This is a genomic window from Ruegeria sp. BA2 (assembly GCF_056539605.1).
Genome location: NZ_JBQFVE010000013.1, coordinates 38,238 through 52,854, shown reverse-complemented (window position 1 = coordinate 52,854; position 14,617 = coordinate 38,238). Strand labels below are relative to the sequence as shown.

Sequence of the window (14,617 nt, the reverse complement as noted above, 5' to 3'; positions counted from 1 at the left end):
ACGTTGACCCTGATCAGGATATCGAATTTTGCGCAACAAATGCCAAATTATTCGCTGGCATCTGGACGATTTCTATCAGCGCGAGGCCATTCTCGGCCAATAATGCCGTGATCTGAGTATCATCCTTGTACCCAATCTCTGAGTCCTGTTGAACCAAGGCGTTGTGAAACTGTTGGTCCCCCTTGCTGGTCAGACGTCCATCTCGTTTGAAGGGGCCATACAGCACCAATCGCCCGTCGCGATTCAGGACACAGGCAGCTTCGGCAATCAGGGTTTCGGCCTCGTGCAAGCTGATCAAATGCAAGAGGTTGACGAGAACAACCAGATCCTGCCTCGACATGGCTTTGTGCCAACCAACCGCGGTTGCATCCAGGTGAATCGCAGGGGAAGTGTTTGCCAAGCCATCCGTATAGGCATCAATACTCGCACGCCGTTCAGAAGTGATTTCGCTGGGTTGCCAATGCAGTCCGGGTATTCGCCGGGCAAAGACCGAGATATGTTGACCTGTGCCGCTGGCCAACTCCAACGCTCGGCCCGACGATGGGGCCACGCGCACCAATAGATCACAAAGAACTGCTGCATTTCTGCTCGCGGCTGGGGCGATCAGTTTGCCGCCAGCGCTTTCGGTCGCGACGCTGGCATTTGGGGGCAGGTTGCGTTTGGTCATCAGCGCAACCTTTCCGGGGTCAACGCCTGCACGCTTGCTGCATCGAGACCAGGGGCCGCGCCCGTCACAAGATCAGCAACCAGTTGTGAGGCCGCTGGTGCAGTTTGAAATCCGTACCCGCCCTGACCAGCCGACCAAATGAACGAGGGCTCAGAGGGATCAGGCCCAAGCACCAATGTACCATCTGCAACAAAAGAGCGAAGTCCAGCCCAATTGCTTTCAACGCGCGTCACAGGTTCGCTGACCATCGCTTCGTATCGGGCTAATCCTTCTGCAAGTACCATGTCATCCGCGAAGGCGTCGTGCGGAGTCGTCGGGTCTGCCTCACAAGGCGAAACCAGTAACATTCCGGCGTCTGGCTTGGCGTACCAAGCTTCGCCCACGCCCAACATCATAGGCCAGTTTCTTAATTCATGCCCGCCCGGCGCCGGAATGCGCGCCATTGATCGACGATACGGCGTAATACCAATCGGTTCTATCCCCGCCATCCTTGCAACTTCATCAACCCACGCCCCGGCTGCATTCACCAAATTTAGGGCTTCGAAGGTTTCGGAGGCTTCGACAATCCAGCGATCAGATTTTCGGATATCTTGAACGCCCTGGCGTGTCAGTACCGCCCCACCATTTTGCCGGATGGACCGGGCAAAGTCCTGAAGCATGCGATCTGTATCGATATCTAGTGCATTGTCACTGAGTGCCGCATAGCCAACGACGTCCGGGTTCAGGATCGGGATGCGGCCAAACGCGTCATCTATCGAAATCTCTTGGACCCCAAGGTCATGGGCGTCCTTAAGGAACAATGACCGTTGATCTTTTCCGCCAACAAGCATCAGACCCCGGTGTGTAAGATATGAACTTGCCACAAAAAAATCGGCGCTTGCTTCGTTCAGCGCTTTGACAGAAGTCGGGCCATACCCTTTTTCGAACAAGGCGGCTGACCGGCCTGATGCGTGATATCCCAGCGCATCCTCAGCCTCTAGAACCGCGACCGTACCGTGTTTAGAAAGGCGCGCTCCTGCGCTCAGCCCGGCTATTCCGCCACCAATCACCAGAAAATCAATCATACGTTTCTTCCAATTTCGATCATCCAATGAACACTGCCGCGAATTCAAGATCTGACCCTCAGGGCGGACCTTCGCATGCGCATCGCTGTACGAAAAGGCACAAGCTGCAAGCAATGGAAACTTGATCGCAGGCGACCAGCCTGCTTTTAGTGCGAACAACGCAAGATTCGGAGGCGGACGTGAACGCGGCAGACATTCACCCGATGGCAACGGGGCACATACCCTCGTATGTCACGCAGGCAGACGGTAGTGATTTCCTTTTCACATTCATGGTTGTTTTCACCGTTGGAATGGTCGTGTTGATCGGGGTCGCTTACTTTACACTGCACTCGATCCCGGAAAAAATGGCGCATGAAACCAACCACCCGCAATTCCAACTTGTTGGAATTCTGGCACTTCTGGCTTTGTTTACGCATAACGGTATTTTCTGGATCGCGGCTATTTTGGTGGCCGGCTTCCAGTTCCCGGATTTTGCCGCACCTCTGCGCGCGATTGCAGATGCCATCCGATCTTTGGCACCGGGGCAGGACAAGGAAGAGGTCTCAATCCCGCCTGAGCCGGACAGCGATCCCGAACCGTCTGATCCTTCCGAACCGGCAACACAGGGGCACTGAACCATGATTGAGACAATGCTGTGCGCCCTGATCACCGTGTTTCCCGATTATCTGTTCCGCCGCTTTGTTCAGGGCAAACGGATCGGGCATGAAATCACGCTGTTCACCATGTGGTACGAATTGCGTTGGGGGCTGACGACCTGCGCCATACTGGCGCTGACCGTGATCACTACGCTGTTCTACTTTCACCCTGCCAGCAGCACTGCTGCGTCCTATTTTCGTACCGTGACGATCCTGCCGCAGTTGGGGGGGCGCGTGTCCGAAGTCTATGTGCGCAACAATGAACAAGTGACAGCAGGGCAGCCGATCTTCCGAATCGAGGATTTTACGCAAACTGCACAGGTTGAGGCTGCGCATGCACAGATCGCGCAGGTTCAAGCCTCGTTGAAAGTGGCGGAAACCGATCTGGCCGAAGCCGAGGCCGGGATCGCGGGTGCGCGCGCGGCTCTGGATCAGGCGCTGGAGGATCTGGAACGCAATACCACGCTGCGTGACGAAGGCTCCAGCGCGGTGCGCTTGGCCGAGATTGACCGGCTTGAGAACCTGGTTGCCGAGCGCGAAGCGCAGGTCAATGCCGCTGTTTCGAAACGCGCAGCCGTCGTGCAACAGATCGAAGAGCTGATCCCGGCCCAACTGGCCAGTGCCAATGCGCAACTGGATGCCGCTTTGACCGAGCTGGACAAAACCGTTGTAAGCGCAGGGGTAACGGGCAGGGTTGAGCAATTCGGGCTTCAAGTCGGCGACTATGTCAGCCCGCTGTTGCGACCCGCGGGTATTCTGGTGCCGTCCTCTTCTGGACACGATCGGTTCCAGGCGGCGTTCAGTCAGCTTTCAGCGCAGGTCATCAAACCGGGCATGATTGGCGAATTGGGTTGTATGACCAAGCCGTTCACCGTGATCCCAGTTGTTGTGGTCGAGGTGCAAGACGTGATCCCATCTGGGCAAATTCGCCCATCGGATGAATTGCGGGACGTACAGAACAACACCAACCCCGGCTCGATCCTCGTTTATCTTGAACCGCTTTACAAAAGCATGGCCGATGATGTTCCTCCCGGCAGCAATTGCTTGGCGAACGTATACACCGACAATCACGCCAAGCTCGAGGATGAGAATCTTGGCTTTTGGGAAAAGTCATTCCTGCATGTGGTGGATACGATTGGCGTCGTCCACGCGGCAGGCCTGCGCTTGCGCTTGATCCTGATGCCGGTGAATACGCTGGTGCTGACAGGGCATTGAATCATAGGCCCTAGGTTCTGGCCGTTGCAGCAAGTCAATGGCCAGAAGACGAGACCCGTGGCAAATCGGTGTTGAAACTCTCGGGGCCTATATTGTCCACGCGCTGATGCTGTCGGGTCGCTGTTGGGGCTTGACACTAATCGGGCTTTGACCCGTTTGAAGTATTAGCGTTCGTTGACGGCAGCTATGCGGACAAGGCCGACTTTCGCTGCGGGTGCTCCAAAGTCCGGTCTTGGATCGCTTTGGAACATAAAGCGGTTCACCACAGCCATAAAACTCTCACGAGCGAGAACGGTTAATAAGTCGCTCTACCGCCGGAGAGATCAAAGACAGCACCCGAGTTGAAGGTGCATGCAGTCGAACTAAGCCACATCACAAGCTCCGCGACTTCATCAGTTTCTCCGAGGCGTTTCATGGGCGATTTGTCGATCATGACTTGAACGAACTCTGGCGCCATTTGGTCGAGGATCGCCGTTTTAATAGCGGCAGGTGCAACGCAATTCACGCGAATATTCGTTTCCGCCAATTCCTTGGCCAGAGACTTGGTAAACCCGATTACTCCGGCTTTGGCCGCGCTGTAAGCAGACGCATTTGGCGTCCCTTCTTTGCCAGCCAGCGACGCCATGTTTATGATACGCCCAGACCCGGCGCGTTGCATCACGGGAACCACCGCGTGGCACAGCCGGAACGTTCCGGTCAGATTTACGTCAATAATCTTTTGCCATTCGTCTGGATCATACTCTGTGACAGGGACCGTCGGCCCTGCAAATCCGGCGTTGTGGGACAAAAAATCAATGCCACCTAGCCGTTGCATCGTATCTGCGACGGCCCTGTCGATCTGATCCAAATCGCTCATATTCACCTGACAAAACTGATGTGGGAAATCGGCGGTTTCCGGCGGCGCCATGTCCCAGATTGCGACCTGTGCCCCAGCGGTGCGATAATGGCGAGCGATCTCGGCGCCGATGCCGTTTGATCCTCCTGTGACAACCGCCGCACATCCCGAAAAATCATAAGAAACGTTGCTCATACTCGTCTACCGGATAAAATTTTGACATAGTCGGTCCCTAGGTCCACCTTTTCGAAATGAGCACAACACATGTCAATTTTTGTGAACACGTCCTCGTACCCTAGGTGTTTTCCGTAGGGGTTAGCATAATACATCACCCCGATCACTTGAAAGTAAGTGATCATTTCATCCACATCCGATCATTGTTTTCGGATAATGCATTCGAGACAACGATTTCCGGTAAGGCATCCGGTGGCATTGCGATTAGTTACGGAATGCGCGGATTTTCATCTTCTTCTGAAACCGGCATGTTCTTATCTCGGTCAAAATTTATAGTACGAACATTGCAAGTTTTGGCTCCAAACAGACAGATATTCACTGCATAGCATCGGTGCCCTAAGACTCAATACGATCAAAAAAGGCCCGCAAAACCTGCGGGCCTTGTTGTTGATTACTGGTCAAGTTCTATTGAGGAATCTCGCCTTCCAGTCCTTCGACGTAGAAGTTCATGCCCGCCAGCGTACCGTCATCGGCGGATTCGCCTTCGGCCAGCCAGTCACTGCCGTCTTGTTTTTTGATCGGGCCGGTGAAGGGGTGGTATTCACCTGCGGCCATGGCGGCTTTCAAAGCCAACGCTTCTTCCTTGACGTCGGCGGGAACTGCGTCCGAGATTTCACCAATTGCAACCATGCCTTCGCGGATTCCATCCCAGGTGTTTGCGCTTTCCCATGTGCCATCCATGACGGCTTGCGTGCGCGCAATATAGTATGGAGCCCAGTCATCAATGATCGACGAGACGCGCGGGAAGGGAGCGTATTCGCTCATGTCCGACGCTTGGCCAAAGGTTACTACATTGCCAGCCTCTTGCGCAGCCGCTTGTGGTGCGGTCGAGTCGGTGTGCTGCAGGATCACATCCGCGCCTTGCTCGATCAGAACGGTGGCAGCGTCAGCCTCTTTCGCCGGATCAAACCATGTATAGGCCCAGACGATCTTGAACTCGACATCCGGGTTTACCTTTTTGGCGTGGATATAGGCCGAGTTAATGCCACGGATCACTTCGGGGATCGGGTAAGAGCCGATATAGCCGATGATGTTCGACTCGGTCATCTTACCAGCGATATGGCCCTGTACAGCGCGGCCTTCGTAGAAGCGCGCAGAATAGACCGAGACGTTGTCGGCGGTCTTATAGCCGGTCGCGTGCTCGAACTTCACGTCCGGGAATTTCTTCGCGACGTTGATGGTCGGGTCCATATAGCCGAACGACGTGGTGAAGATCAGGTCTGCGCCTTCCAGCGCCATCTGGGTCATTACGCGCTCGGCATCAGGGCCTTCTGGAACGGACTCGACAAATACGGTTTCGACCTTGTCGCCAAAGTGCTCTTCCACGGCCAGACGGCCCTTGTTGTGCTCGTAGGTCCAGCCACCGTCGCCGACCGGACCGACATAGACGAAGCCGACTTTGGTCTTGTCGTCGGCCATAGCCCCCGAGGCCAGACCCAGCGCCATTGCCGCGCTTGCCAAAAGTGTAGTGAATTTCATGTGTTACTCCCCAAGTTGGTTCAGTTGGCCCCTAGTGCGAGGCATGGAAGGTCCGGCCCAATGCGGCAGGTGCGCTGCTCTTGTCGGCCGAAAGGATCACAAGCACAAGGATCGTGATGATGTAGGGCGACATTGCCAGATACTCGACAGGAATGGCAACGCCCGCTGCCTGCAAATTAAGCTGCAACACGGTGATGCCGCCAAACAAATAGGCACCCAGCAAGGCGCGCCATGGCTTCCAGCTGGCAAAGACCACAAGCGCCAGGGCGATCCAGCCAACACCGGCGGTCATACCCTCAGTCCACTGCGGCACGCGGATCAGGCTGATGTAAGCTCCGCCAAGACCCGCGCAGGCCCCGCCGAACAGGATCGCCATGATGCGGATTTTGATGACTTTGTAGCCAAGCGCGTGCGCCGCGTCGTGGTTTTCGCCGACCGCGCGCAAGATCAGACCGACGCGGGTGTATTTCAGCGTTGCCCAGACGGCCGCGGTCAGCGCAATTCCGACATAGAGGATGGGATCATGCTGGAACAGGATCGGTCCGATCACTGGGATATCGCTGATTACGGGGATATGGATGTCAGCCATATCGGGAGGTTTGACCCCAACATAGCTTTGGCCCATGAGGGCGCTGAAGCCCAGACCAAACAGCGTCAGTGCCAGCCCGCTGGCCACCTGATTGGCCAGAGCGACCTGTGTCAGCAACACGAACAGTAGCGACAGCACGGCACCGCCGATGGCGGCTGCAACAAAGCCCAGCCAGGGTGAGCCGGTTTCGACCGAAATCGCAAAGCCACTGATTGCGCCCACGATCATCATGCCCTCGACGCCAAGGTTCAGAACGCCTGCCTTTTCGACAACAAGCTCTCCGATCGCCGCCAGCAGGAGCGGGGTTGCGGCTACCATCAGCGAGGCAACCAAAAGGACGGGGTTAATTTCACCAAGGTCCATTTCACGCTACCTCGCTACGGGCCGCACGGATGCGGTAGTTTGTCAGAAGATCGAAGGCCAAAAGGAAGAACAGAAGCATCCCCTGAAACACCTGAATGGCCGCGGCAGGTAGACCCAGCTGAGACTGCGCGATTTCACCGCCGATATATGTCAGCGCCATCAGGCCACCGGCCAGCAGAATACCCACCGGATGCAGGCGGCCAAGGAAGGCCACGATGATCGCGGTAAAGCCATACCCGACGTTGAAATCGATGCTGACCACGCCTGAAGGGCCCGAGACCTCGAACATCCCAGCCAGACCGGCCAGAGCGCCGGACAGGCCAAGGCAGAATAGTATCAAACGGGCAGGGTTCACGCCAGCGAACTTGGCTGCCCGAGGGGCTTCACCCGTAAGACGGATGTGGAAGCCCAGCATGTGCCGGTTCAGCAGGACATAGGCAAAGATCACGGCGATCAGGGCGGTTACCACGCCCCAATGCATTCCCGATCCAGCAATCAGCTCAGCGTTATGTGCACTGTCATAGGATTGCAGATTGCGAGAGCCGGGAAAGCCAAACCCTTCGGGGTTTTTCAGCAGGCCCAGAGAAACCGAGGCCAACATCTGCTCGGCCACATAGACCAGCATCAGCGACACGAGGATTTCGTTGGTGCCAAAGCGAACCTTCAGGAAGGCCGGAATCATCGCCCACAACCAGCCTCCAAACGCGCCCGCGATCACCATGATCGGAAAGATGTAGAACGCGTCCAGAGGGTAGAAGGCCAAGCCCGCACCAGCGCCAAAGATGGCGCCCATGATGTATTGACCCTCGGCCCCGATATTCCAGATACCGGCGCGAAAACCCAGCGACAGGCCAATGGCGATCAGCACCAGTGGTGCGCCTTTTACCAGCAGTTGTGGGCGGTAATAGAACGCAAACTCACCAAACAGCGGTTCCCAGAAGATGGTGCCTATGGCTTCGACCGGGTTCTTGCCCAGAATAGCGAACAGGATGCCGCCAAAAAACATGGTCGCCAGCACCGCAACCGGAGGGGTGGCATAAGACCACGCCTTGGACGGCTGTGGCCGTTTCTCCAACACAATCATCTGCTCGTCCCCCCAAGGTCTTCATCTTTTTGTAAATACTCTCGCCGAAGGCGTTGCGACCGATCACACATGCGCCACCTCCATGCCGTGTGCACCGCCCATCATCAGACCGATCTCATCGACCGTAAGGCCCGTGGTTTCACGCGGTGCGCTCAAGCGCCCTTCGTTCAGTGCGGCGAAACTGTCTGAGATTTCCATTAGTTCATCCAAATCCTGGCTGATGCAGATGACTGCGGTTCCCTTGGCCGCCAAATCCAGAATGGCCTGCCGGATCGAAGCCGCCGCTGCAGCATCCACACCCCAGGTTGGCTGGTTCACGACAAGAACATCCGGGCTTTGCAGCACTTCGCGACCGATCACGAATTTCTGAAGGTTCCCCCCAGACAGCGAGCGTGCCGCGTTCTCAGGCCCCGGCGTTCGCACGTCAAATTCGCTGATGATCTTTTCGGCAAAACTCTTGGTTTCTGCCCACTTGAGAAAACCGTTATTCTCCAACCCTTCGCGTACCGATCCGGTCAGCAGGGCATTTTCCGTCAGGCTCATATCCGGTGCAGCGGCGTGGCCCAGCCGTTCTTCGGGTGCGGTCAATACGCCCAGTTTGCGGCGCGCGGTTGGGCCAAGCTTGCCAATAGGCTGGCCGTTAAATTTGATCGCATCAGCAGTCGTGGGGATTTCACCAGACAGCACACCCAGCAACTCGTCCTGCCCGTTGCCAGCGACACCGCCAATGCCCAGAACCTCACCCTTGCGGACAGTCATGTGGACGTTCTTCAGTGCCGTTCCGAATTCAGACGGCGACGGCACCGACAAACCGCTGACATCCAGCGCAACCTCGCCGAACTCGCGTCCTGACCGTTCTGGGGTCTGCAGGGTTGATCCCACCATCATCTCAGCCATGTCGCGCGCCGAAGTTTCAGCCGGAACGCATTCACCCACATTTTTGCCCAGACGCAGGATCGTGGCGTGGTCGCAAAGCGTGCGGATTTCTTCCAGCTTGTGGGAAATATACAGGATCGAGGTACCCTCGGACCGCAATTTGTTCAGCGTCTCAAAGAGGATATCGACCTCTTGTGGGGTCAGAACCGAGGTCGGTTCATCCATGATCAGAAGTTTGGGGTCCTGTAGCAGGCAGCGAATGATCTCAACTCGCTGACGCTCACCAGCAGACAGATCACCGACAGTGCGATACGGGTCCAGTGGCAGACCGTAGGTTTCGGACACTTCGCGGATGCGCGAGGCCAAGTCGCCCATAGGAGGCGGGTTCTCCATCCCCAAAGCAATATTCTCGGCTACATTCAAAGCGTCGAACAATGAGAAATGCTGAAACACCATCGCAATCCCATCGCCGCGTGCTGCACGCGGTTCGGGGGGCGCAAAAGCCTGGCCGCGCAGAAGCATCGTGCCGCTGTCAGGTTTCACCAACCCATAGATCATCTTGACCAGCGTGGACTTGCCTGCGCCGTTTTCGCCCAGCAGGGCGTGAACCTCGCCTTCGCCGATGTCAAAAGACACCTGATCATTGGCCACGACGCCGGGGTAGGCTTTGGTCAGCCCTTGCAAGCTTAACAGTGGAGTGGTCACGCGCTCAGGTCCTTCTTCAATTCTTTCTGTTGGGCGGGGCGCAGCATCTCGGCTGCGACGCCAACGGCGATCATTTGCGGATGTTTGCCCAGGTCGGGGTCGCCGATGGGGCAGGTGATCCGGCTGATCCGCTCGGGCGAATGCCCAAGCGCCGCCAGCCGTGACCGGAATCGCGCCCATTTCGTAGCCGAGCCGATCAGCCCCGCAAAGCGGAAATCGTGCGAAAGCAGCCGGTTGCACAGTTCTAGATCTAGATTGTGTGAATAAGTAAGCACAAGGTGCTCGGCATCTATCGGCGCATGGCGAACCAGTGCTGCGGGTTTGGCCGCCGGAACTGTTGTTACACCCGCAGGGACCGAGGCTGGAAAACGTTCAGCGCCTGTGTCGACCCATGTGATCGCAATATCGGGCAGCGGAGAGAGCACATCCACCAACGCGCGTCCAACATGACCTGCGCCCCAGATCCATAGGTTCCGGGTTGGCTTGTGGACCGGTTCAACCATCCATCCATCGATCAGTTGCGGTTCAGGGGCGATCCCTTGACCGCGCGCAGTTGCCTGCAACCGTTTCACCGATAGCGGTGCTTCGCTTTCTGATGCTGACCTTGCAACGACTGTATTGTCGAGCGCATCAACTGCCCTGAGATCATAGACCTCACTAAACAGCGAAACGGCCCCGCCACAGCATTGGCCCATCTCCGGGCCAAGCGCGTGGTGTGTCAGCCGGGCCCGCGCTGTTTGCGCTCGCGCAGCCTCGGCTGCTTGAAATTCAAGCGTACCGCCCCCGATTGTGCCGCTTTGCCCGTTTTTCCAAACCAGCATTGCCGCACCGACCTCACGCGGAGATGACCCCTTGATCGCTGCGATGGCAACGCGGGTGACCATTCCGTGGATTTTGACCGCCTCCCTCAAAGCCTCCAAGTCAAATCCCATCAGATACCTCCCTTCATCCTTTGGACGCCACGCCAGACTTCTTCCGCCGTGGCAGGCGCATCCAGCGCCGGGTAGCTGTCACCACAAGCCGCCACCGCATTCGACAGGGCCAGCCATGCTGAAATGCCCAGCATGAAGGGCGGCTCACCCACCGCTTTCGAGCGATAGATAGTGTCCTCGCGGTTCGCGCCATCCCAAAGCGCGACATTGAAGATGTCGGGCCGGTCCGAGCAGGCCGGGATCTTGTAGGTCGACGGTGCGTGCGTGCGCAGATTGCCCTTGCCATCCCAGACCAGCTCTTCGGTCGTTAACCAACCCGCGCCTTGCACGTAGCCGCCTTCGACCTGCCCAACATCGAGTGCCGGGTTCAGCGACGCGCCCGCATCATGCAAGATGTCCGTGCGCAGGATGCGGTTCTCGCCGGTTAAGGTATCAATCGCCACCTCGGTGACAGAAGCGCCATAGGCAAAATAGAAAAATGGCCGTCCACGTCCGGCGATACGATCCCATTCTATCTTGGGCGTCTTGTAGAACCCCGTCGCCGACAGGCTGATGCGTCCCTGATAGGCCAGCGCGGCGGCCTCGGCGAAGGTATAGCGCTCTTCGCCAATTGATACGTGGCCGCCCTCGAAGGTAACCGTCGACGGATCGGCTTGATGCCGTTCAGCCAGATAGTCCGCCATACGATCTCGGATGGTGTCACACGCAGCTTTCACCGCCATCCCGTTCAGGTCACTGCCGGAGGACGCCGCGGTGGCCGAGGTATTCGGGACTTTGGCCGTATCTGTGGCGGTGATCTTCACCATCTCCAGCGGGATGCCAAAGCGCGATGCGGCAACCTGTGCCACCTTCTGGAACAGGCCCTGTCCCATCTCTGTCCCGCCATGATTCAGATGAACCGAGCCGTCTTGATACACATGCACCAGAGCGCCCGCCTGGTTCAGGTGGGTCAGAGTGAAGGAAATCCCGAATTTGACCGGAGAGAAGGCGATACCTTTCTTGATCACGCTGTTCTCGGCGTTCCACCTTTCAATCGCAGCCTTGCGGTTGGCATAGTCACTGGATTTCAGCAGAGCCTCAGTCATGCCATGCAATTCGAAGTCGCTGACCTCCATGCCGTAGGGCGTGGTGTTGCCGCCCGCGGGCAGAGGGCGTACAGGGGCATCTCCCATCTCAACCGCGCCACGGCTGGTCAGGTCTTCGTGCGGGTCGGGGTGGCCCAGAGGTTTCTCGGCTGGCTCAACCTCAGCGACCTTGTGCGCCGGTTCATAGTAGTTGCGTCGACGCAGCTCGACCGGATCCAGGCCCAACTCATGCGCGGCGTGATCCATAACACGTTCAATCCCGACCATGCCCTGAGGGCCACCGAACCCGCGATAGGCGGTGGCGGATTGTGTGTTGGTCTTTAACCGGTGGCTTTCGATCCGCGCATTGGGCAGCAGATAGGCGTTGTCCGAATGCAGCATTGCCCGGTCGGCAACGGGCAGGGAGAGGTCCTGCGCCCAGCCACAGATGGCGTATTGGTGGAAAGAAACACCTTGAATATGACCGTTTTCGTCAAATCCGGCCTTATAGGTAATACGGAAGGCGTGGCGTTTGCCGGTGATGATCATGTCATCATCGCGGTCATAGCGCATCTTGCAGGCCTTGCCGGTGGCGCGGGCAGCCACGGCGCAGGCGACGGCCAACGCGTTACCCTGGCTTTCTTTGCCACCAAAACCGCCCCCCATCCGACGGGTCTCAACCCGGACGGCATGCATCGGAACGCCCAACGCGTCCGCCACTTTGTGCTGTATCTCGGTTGGGTGCTGGGTTGAGCTGTGCACCAGCATGTCTGCGCCTTCATTTGGCACGGCCAATGCAGCCTGACCTTCGAGATAAAAATGCTCCTGCCCGCCAAGCTCGAAGGTCCCATCGATCACATGGGCCGAGCTTGAGATGGCAGCGTCCGCATCACCCTTGGCATAGATACGGGGACCATCTTCAAAACGACTATCGGCGGCCAAAGCCTCTTCGACGGTCAGGATTGGCGTTTCTTCTGCGTAATCGATCTTGCCGAGCCTTGCGGCCTTACGGGCGGCCAAATGACTGGTCGCGACAACAAGAAACACGGGCTGGCCGATATAGTGAACCGTACCGTCCGAAAGCAGCGGCTCATCGTGGATCGATGGCGAGACGTCGTTGGCAAAGGGCAAATCTTCGGCGGTCATCACCATCACGACGTCCTCGGCAGCTTTTACCGCGGAAAGGTCCATCGACGCGATCTTGCCCTTGGCAATCGGGCTCTGGCCGAAGGCCAGATGCAACGAGCCTTTGGGTGTTGGAATGTCGTCCACGTAGCGCGCCGAGCCGGACACATGTAGCGGCGCAGCGTCATGGGGGAGGGGCTTGGTCACACTCATGCCGTTACCTCCAGCACGTTGGTCACTTCGCCCTTATCCTCTAGGAAATACCTCTCAAGCATCGCTTTGGCGGTTTCCAATCGATAGGTTGCCGAGGCGCGCATGTCCGTGAGTGGTGAATAGTCGTCGGCAAAGGCAGGAAGCGCTGCGTCGATCGTCTCGCGCGTCCACGGTTTGCCGATCAGTGCGGCCTCGACATGGGTTGCCCGTTTCGGAGTTCCGGCCATGCCACCAAATGCGATACGCGCCAGAGTGACCGTGCCGTCCGCAACAGTGATATTGAAACACCCGCACACGGCTGAGATATCCTGATCGAACCGTTTGCTGAGTTTGTAGGCTTTCAGGCGGTCTGCCTTGCGCGGAAAGCTGACGGCTTCGACAAACTCGCCGGGCGTGCGGTCCTGCTGGCCATATTCGATGAAGAAGTCTTCCAGCAGAATGGCCCGGCGAGTGTCGCCTTTGCGCAGATGTAAGGTTGCGCCCAAAGCAATCAACGCAGGAGGGTTGTCGCCGATGGGTGAGCCGTTTGCGATGTTGCCCCCAACCGTCGCAGCATGACGTACCTGAACACTGGCATAACGGCGTATCATCTCGGCATACGAGGGGTGGAGATCAGACAGCGCCTCACCCATCCGGTTCATATCGACCATGGCCCCAAAGCGGATATCGTCATCGGTGATGGTGATTTCTTTCAGATCTTCACAACGGTTGAGAAAGATCACCGGGTCCAGATCGCGCAATTGCTTGGTGACCCAAAGACCAACATCTGTTGCTCCGGCAACCAGAGTTGCATCGGGGATTTCGGCATAAACGGATGCCAATTCGTCAGACGATCCGGGAAGCATTGGCGACGCTGCAGATGTCGCAACAGGATTATCCTTAACCCAAACCGGCACGGGTTGTTCTTCTGCTGCTTTTGCCGCCCGGATAATCGGCGCATAGCCGGTGCAGCGGCACAGATTCCCGGCAAGCTGCGTGTCGTGATCCGTCGCGCCGTTCGCGTGGCTCGCGACCATCGACATGACAAAGCCCGGGGTGCAGAAACCGCATTGTGAGCCATGCAGATCAACCATCGCCTGTTGCACTGGGTGCGCCTCCCCATCTGGGCCACTGGCCCCTTCGACCGTGCGCACAGCTTTGCCATGTAGCTGAGGCAGAAACAGGATGCAGGAGTTCAGCGCCTTCGCGCCATCTTCATCCGTCACCATAACGGTGCAGGCCCCGCAATCGCCTTCGTTGCAGCCCTCTTTGGTGCCAGTCAGGCCACGATCTTCGCGCAGCCAATCCAGCAGGGTCGCCGTCGGATTCACATCCGTCAGCTCCACTGTCTCTCCGTTCAGAAGAAACGTGATATTCATTCGAGAAACCCGTCGCCTTACCCGGTTGCGCCCGATCGGCCCTCCTTCGATGCGACGTAGAAAGAGTGGCGGGCGTTAGCTTGCCCTAGGATGTTAGAAACAGCGTGACCGATCTGGCAAGAAAAACTGCCTGAGCGATACACCATTTAGCCCGTTTAGTGGTGATATGCCCTCAATGT

General features: G+C 57.4%; 12 protein-coding genes. 2 read left to right on the top strand and 10 right to left on the bottom strand.

The features are described from left to right. Positions 1-13: 13 nt before the first annotated feature. Both ACR0NN_RS20580 and ACR0NN_RS20575 read right to left on the bottom strand, forming a co-directional pair. A complete protein-coding gene (locus tag ACR0NN_RS20580; RefSeq protein ID WP_170723715.1) occupies positions 14-667 on the bottom strand; it encodes a DUF938 domain-containing protein in 654 nt (217 codons plus the stop codon). After that, positions 667-1,731, bottom strand: a complete 1,065-nt coding sequence (locus ACR0NN_RS20575; protein WP_170723714.1) for an NAD(P)/FAD-dependent oxidoreductase — start codon at positions 1,729-1,731, stop codon at positions 667-669. The genes ACR0NN_RS20580 and ACR0NN_RS20575 overlap by 1 nt, the downstream gene beginning before the upstream one ends. Positions 1,732-1,934: 203 nt before the next feature. Here ACR0NN_RS20575 and ACR0NN_RS20570 point away from each other — a divergent pair, with 203 nt between their 5' ends. Both ACR0NN_RS20570 and ACR0NN_RS20565 read left to right on the top strand, forming a co-directional pair. Continuing rightward, positions 1,935-2,345, top strand: coding sequence for a hypothetical protein (locus ACR0NN_RS20570; protein ID WP_170723785.1), 411 nt, complete (start codon positions 1,935-1,937; stop codon positions 2,343-2,345). A 3-nt stretch (positions 2,346-2,348) separates the two neighbouring features. Continuing rightward, the gene (locus ACR0NN_RS20565; RefSeq protein WP_170723713.1) at positions 2,349-3,581 is read left to right on the top strand and encodes an HlyD family secretion protein; all 1,233 of its coding nucleotides are present in this window, start codon (positions 2,349-2,351) and stop codon (positions 3,579-3,581) included. Positions 3,582-3,876: 295 nt separating this feature from the next. Here the strand turns inward: ACR0NN_RS20565 and ACR0NN_RS20560 are convergent, their stop codons facing one another. From ACR0NN_RS20560 to xdhA, 8 genes are all read right to left on the bottom strand, one after another. Then, the gene (locus tag ACR0NN_RS20560) at positions 3,877-4,611 is read right to left on the bottom strand and encodes an SDR family oxidoreductase (RefSeq protein ID WP_170723712.1); all 735 of its coding nucleotides are present in this window, start codon (positions 4,609-4,611) and stop codon (positions 3,877-3,879) included. A 444-nt stretch (positions 4,612-5,055) separates the two neighbouring features. After that, positions 5,056-6,129 carry a BMP family ABC transporter substrate-binding protein gene (locus ACR0NN_RS20555; protein WP_170723711.1) on the bottom strand — a complete coding sequence of 358 codons (1,074 nt, stop codon included), beginning with the start codon at positions 6,127-6,129 and terminating at the stop codon, positions 5,056-5,058. 31 nt (positions 6,130-6,160) lie between these two features. After that, entirely contained in the window at positions 6,161-7,081 is a 921-nt protein-coding gene (locus tag ACR0NN_RS20550; protein ID WP_170658660.1) for an ABC transporter permease, read from the bottom strand. 1 nt (position 7,082) lies between these two features. Further along, positions 7,083-8,165, bottom strand: a complete 1,083-nt coding sequence (locus ACR0NN_RS20545; RefSeq protein ID WP_170723710.1) for an ABC transporter permease — start codon at positions 8,163-8,165, stop codon at positions 7,083-7,085. A 63-nt stretch (positions 8,166-8,228) separates the two neighbouring features. Further along, positions 8,229-9,746, bottom strand: a complete 1,518-nt coding sequence (locus ACR0NN_RS20540) for an ABC transporter ATP-binding protein (RefSeq protein ID WP_170723709.1) — start codon at positions 9,744-9,746, stop codon at positions 8,229-8,231. Then, positions 9,743-10,678 carry a xanthine dehydrogenase accessory protein XdhC gene (gene xdhC, locus ACR0NN_RS20535; RefSeq protein ID WP_170723708.1) on the bottom strand — a complete coding sequence of 312 codons (936 nt, stop codon included), beginning with the start codon at positions 10,676-10,678 and terminating at the stop codon, positions 9,743-9,745. Before xdhC ends, ACR0NN_RS20540 begins: the two co-directional genes overlap by 4 nt. Next, positions 10,678-13,080, bottom strand: a complete 2,403-nt coding sequence (xdhB, locus tag ACR0NN_RS20530; protein ID WP_170723707.1) for a xanthine dehydrogenase molybdopterin binding subunit — start codon at positions 13,078-13,080, stop codon at positions 10,678-10,680. Before xdhB ends, xdhC begins: the two co-directional genes overlap by 1 nt. Next, entirely contained in the window at positions 13,077-14,438 is a 1,362-nt protein-coding gene (gene xdhA / locus ACR0NN_RS20525) for a xanthine dehydrogenase small subunit (RefSeq protein WP_480685426.1), read from the bottom strand. The genes xdhB and xdhA overlap by 4 nt, the downstream gene beginning before the upstream one ends. Positions 14,439-14,617 lie beyond the last annotated feature (179 nt).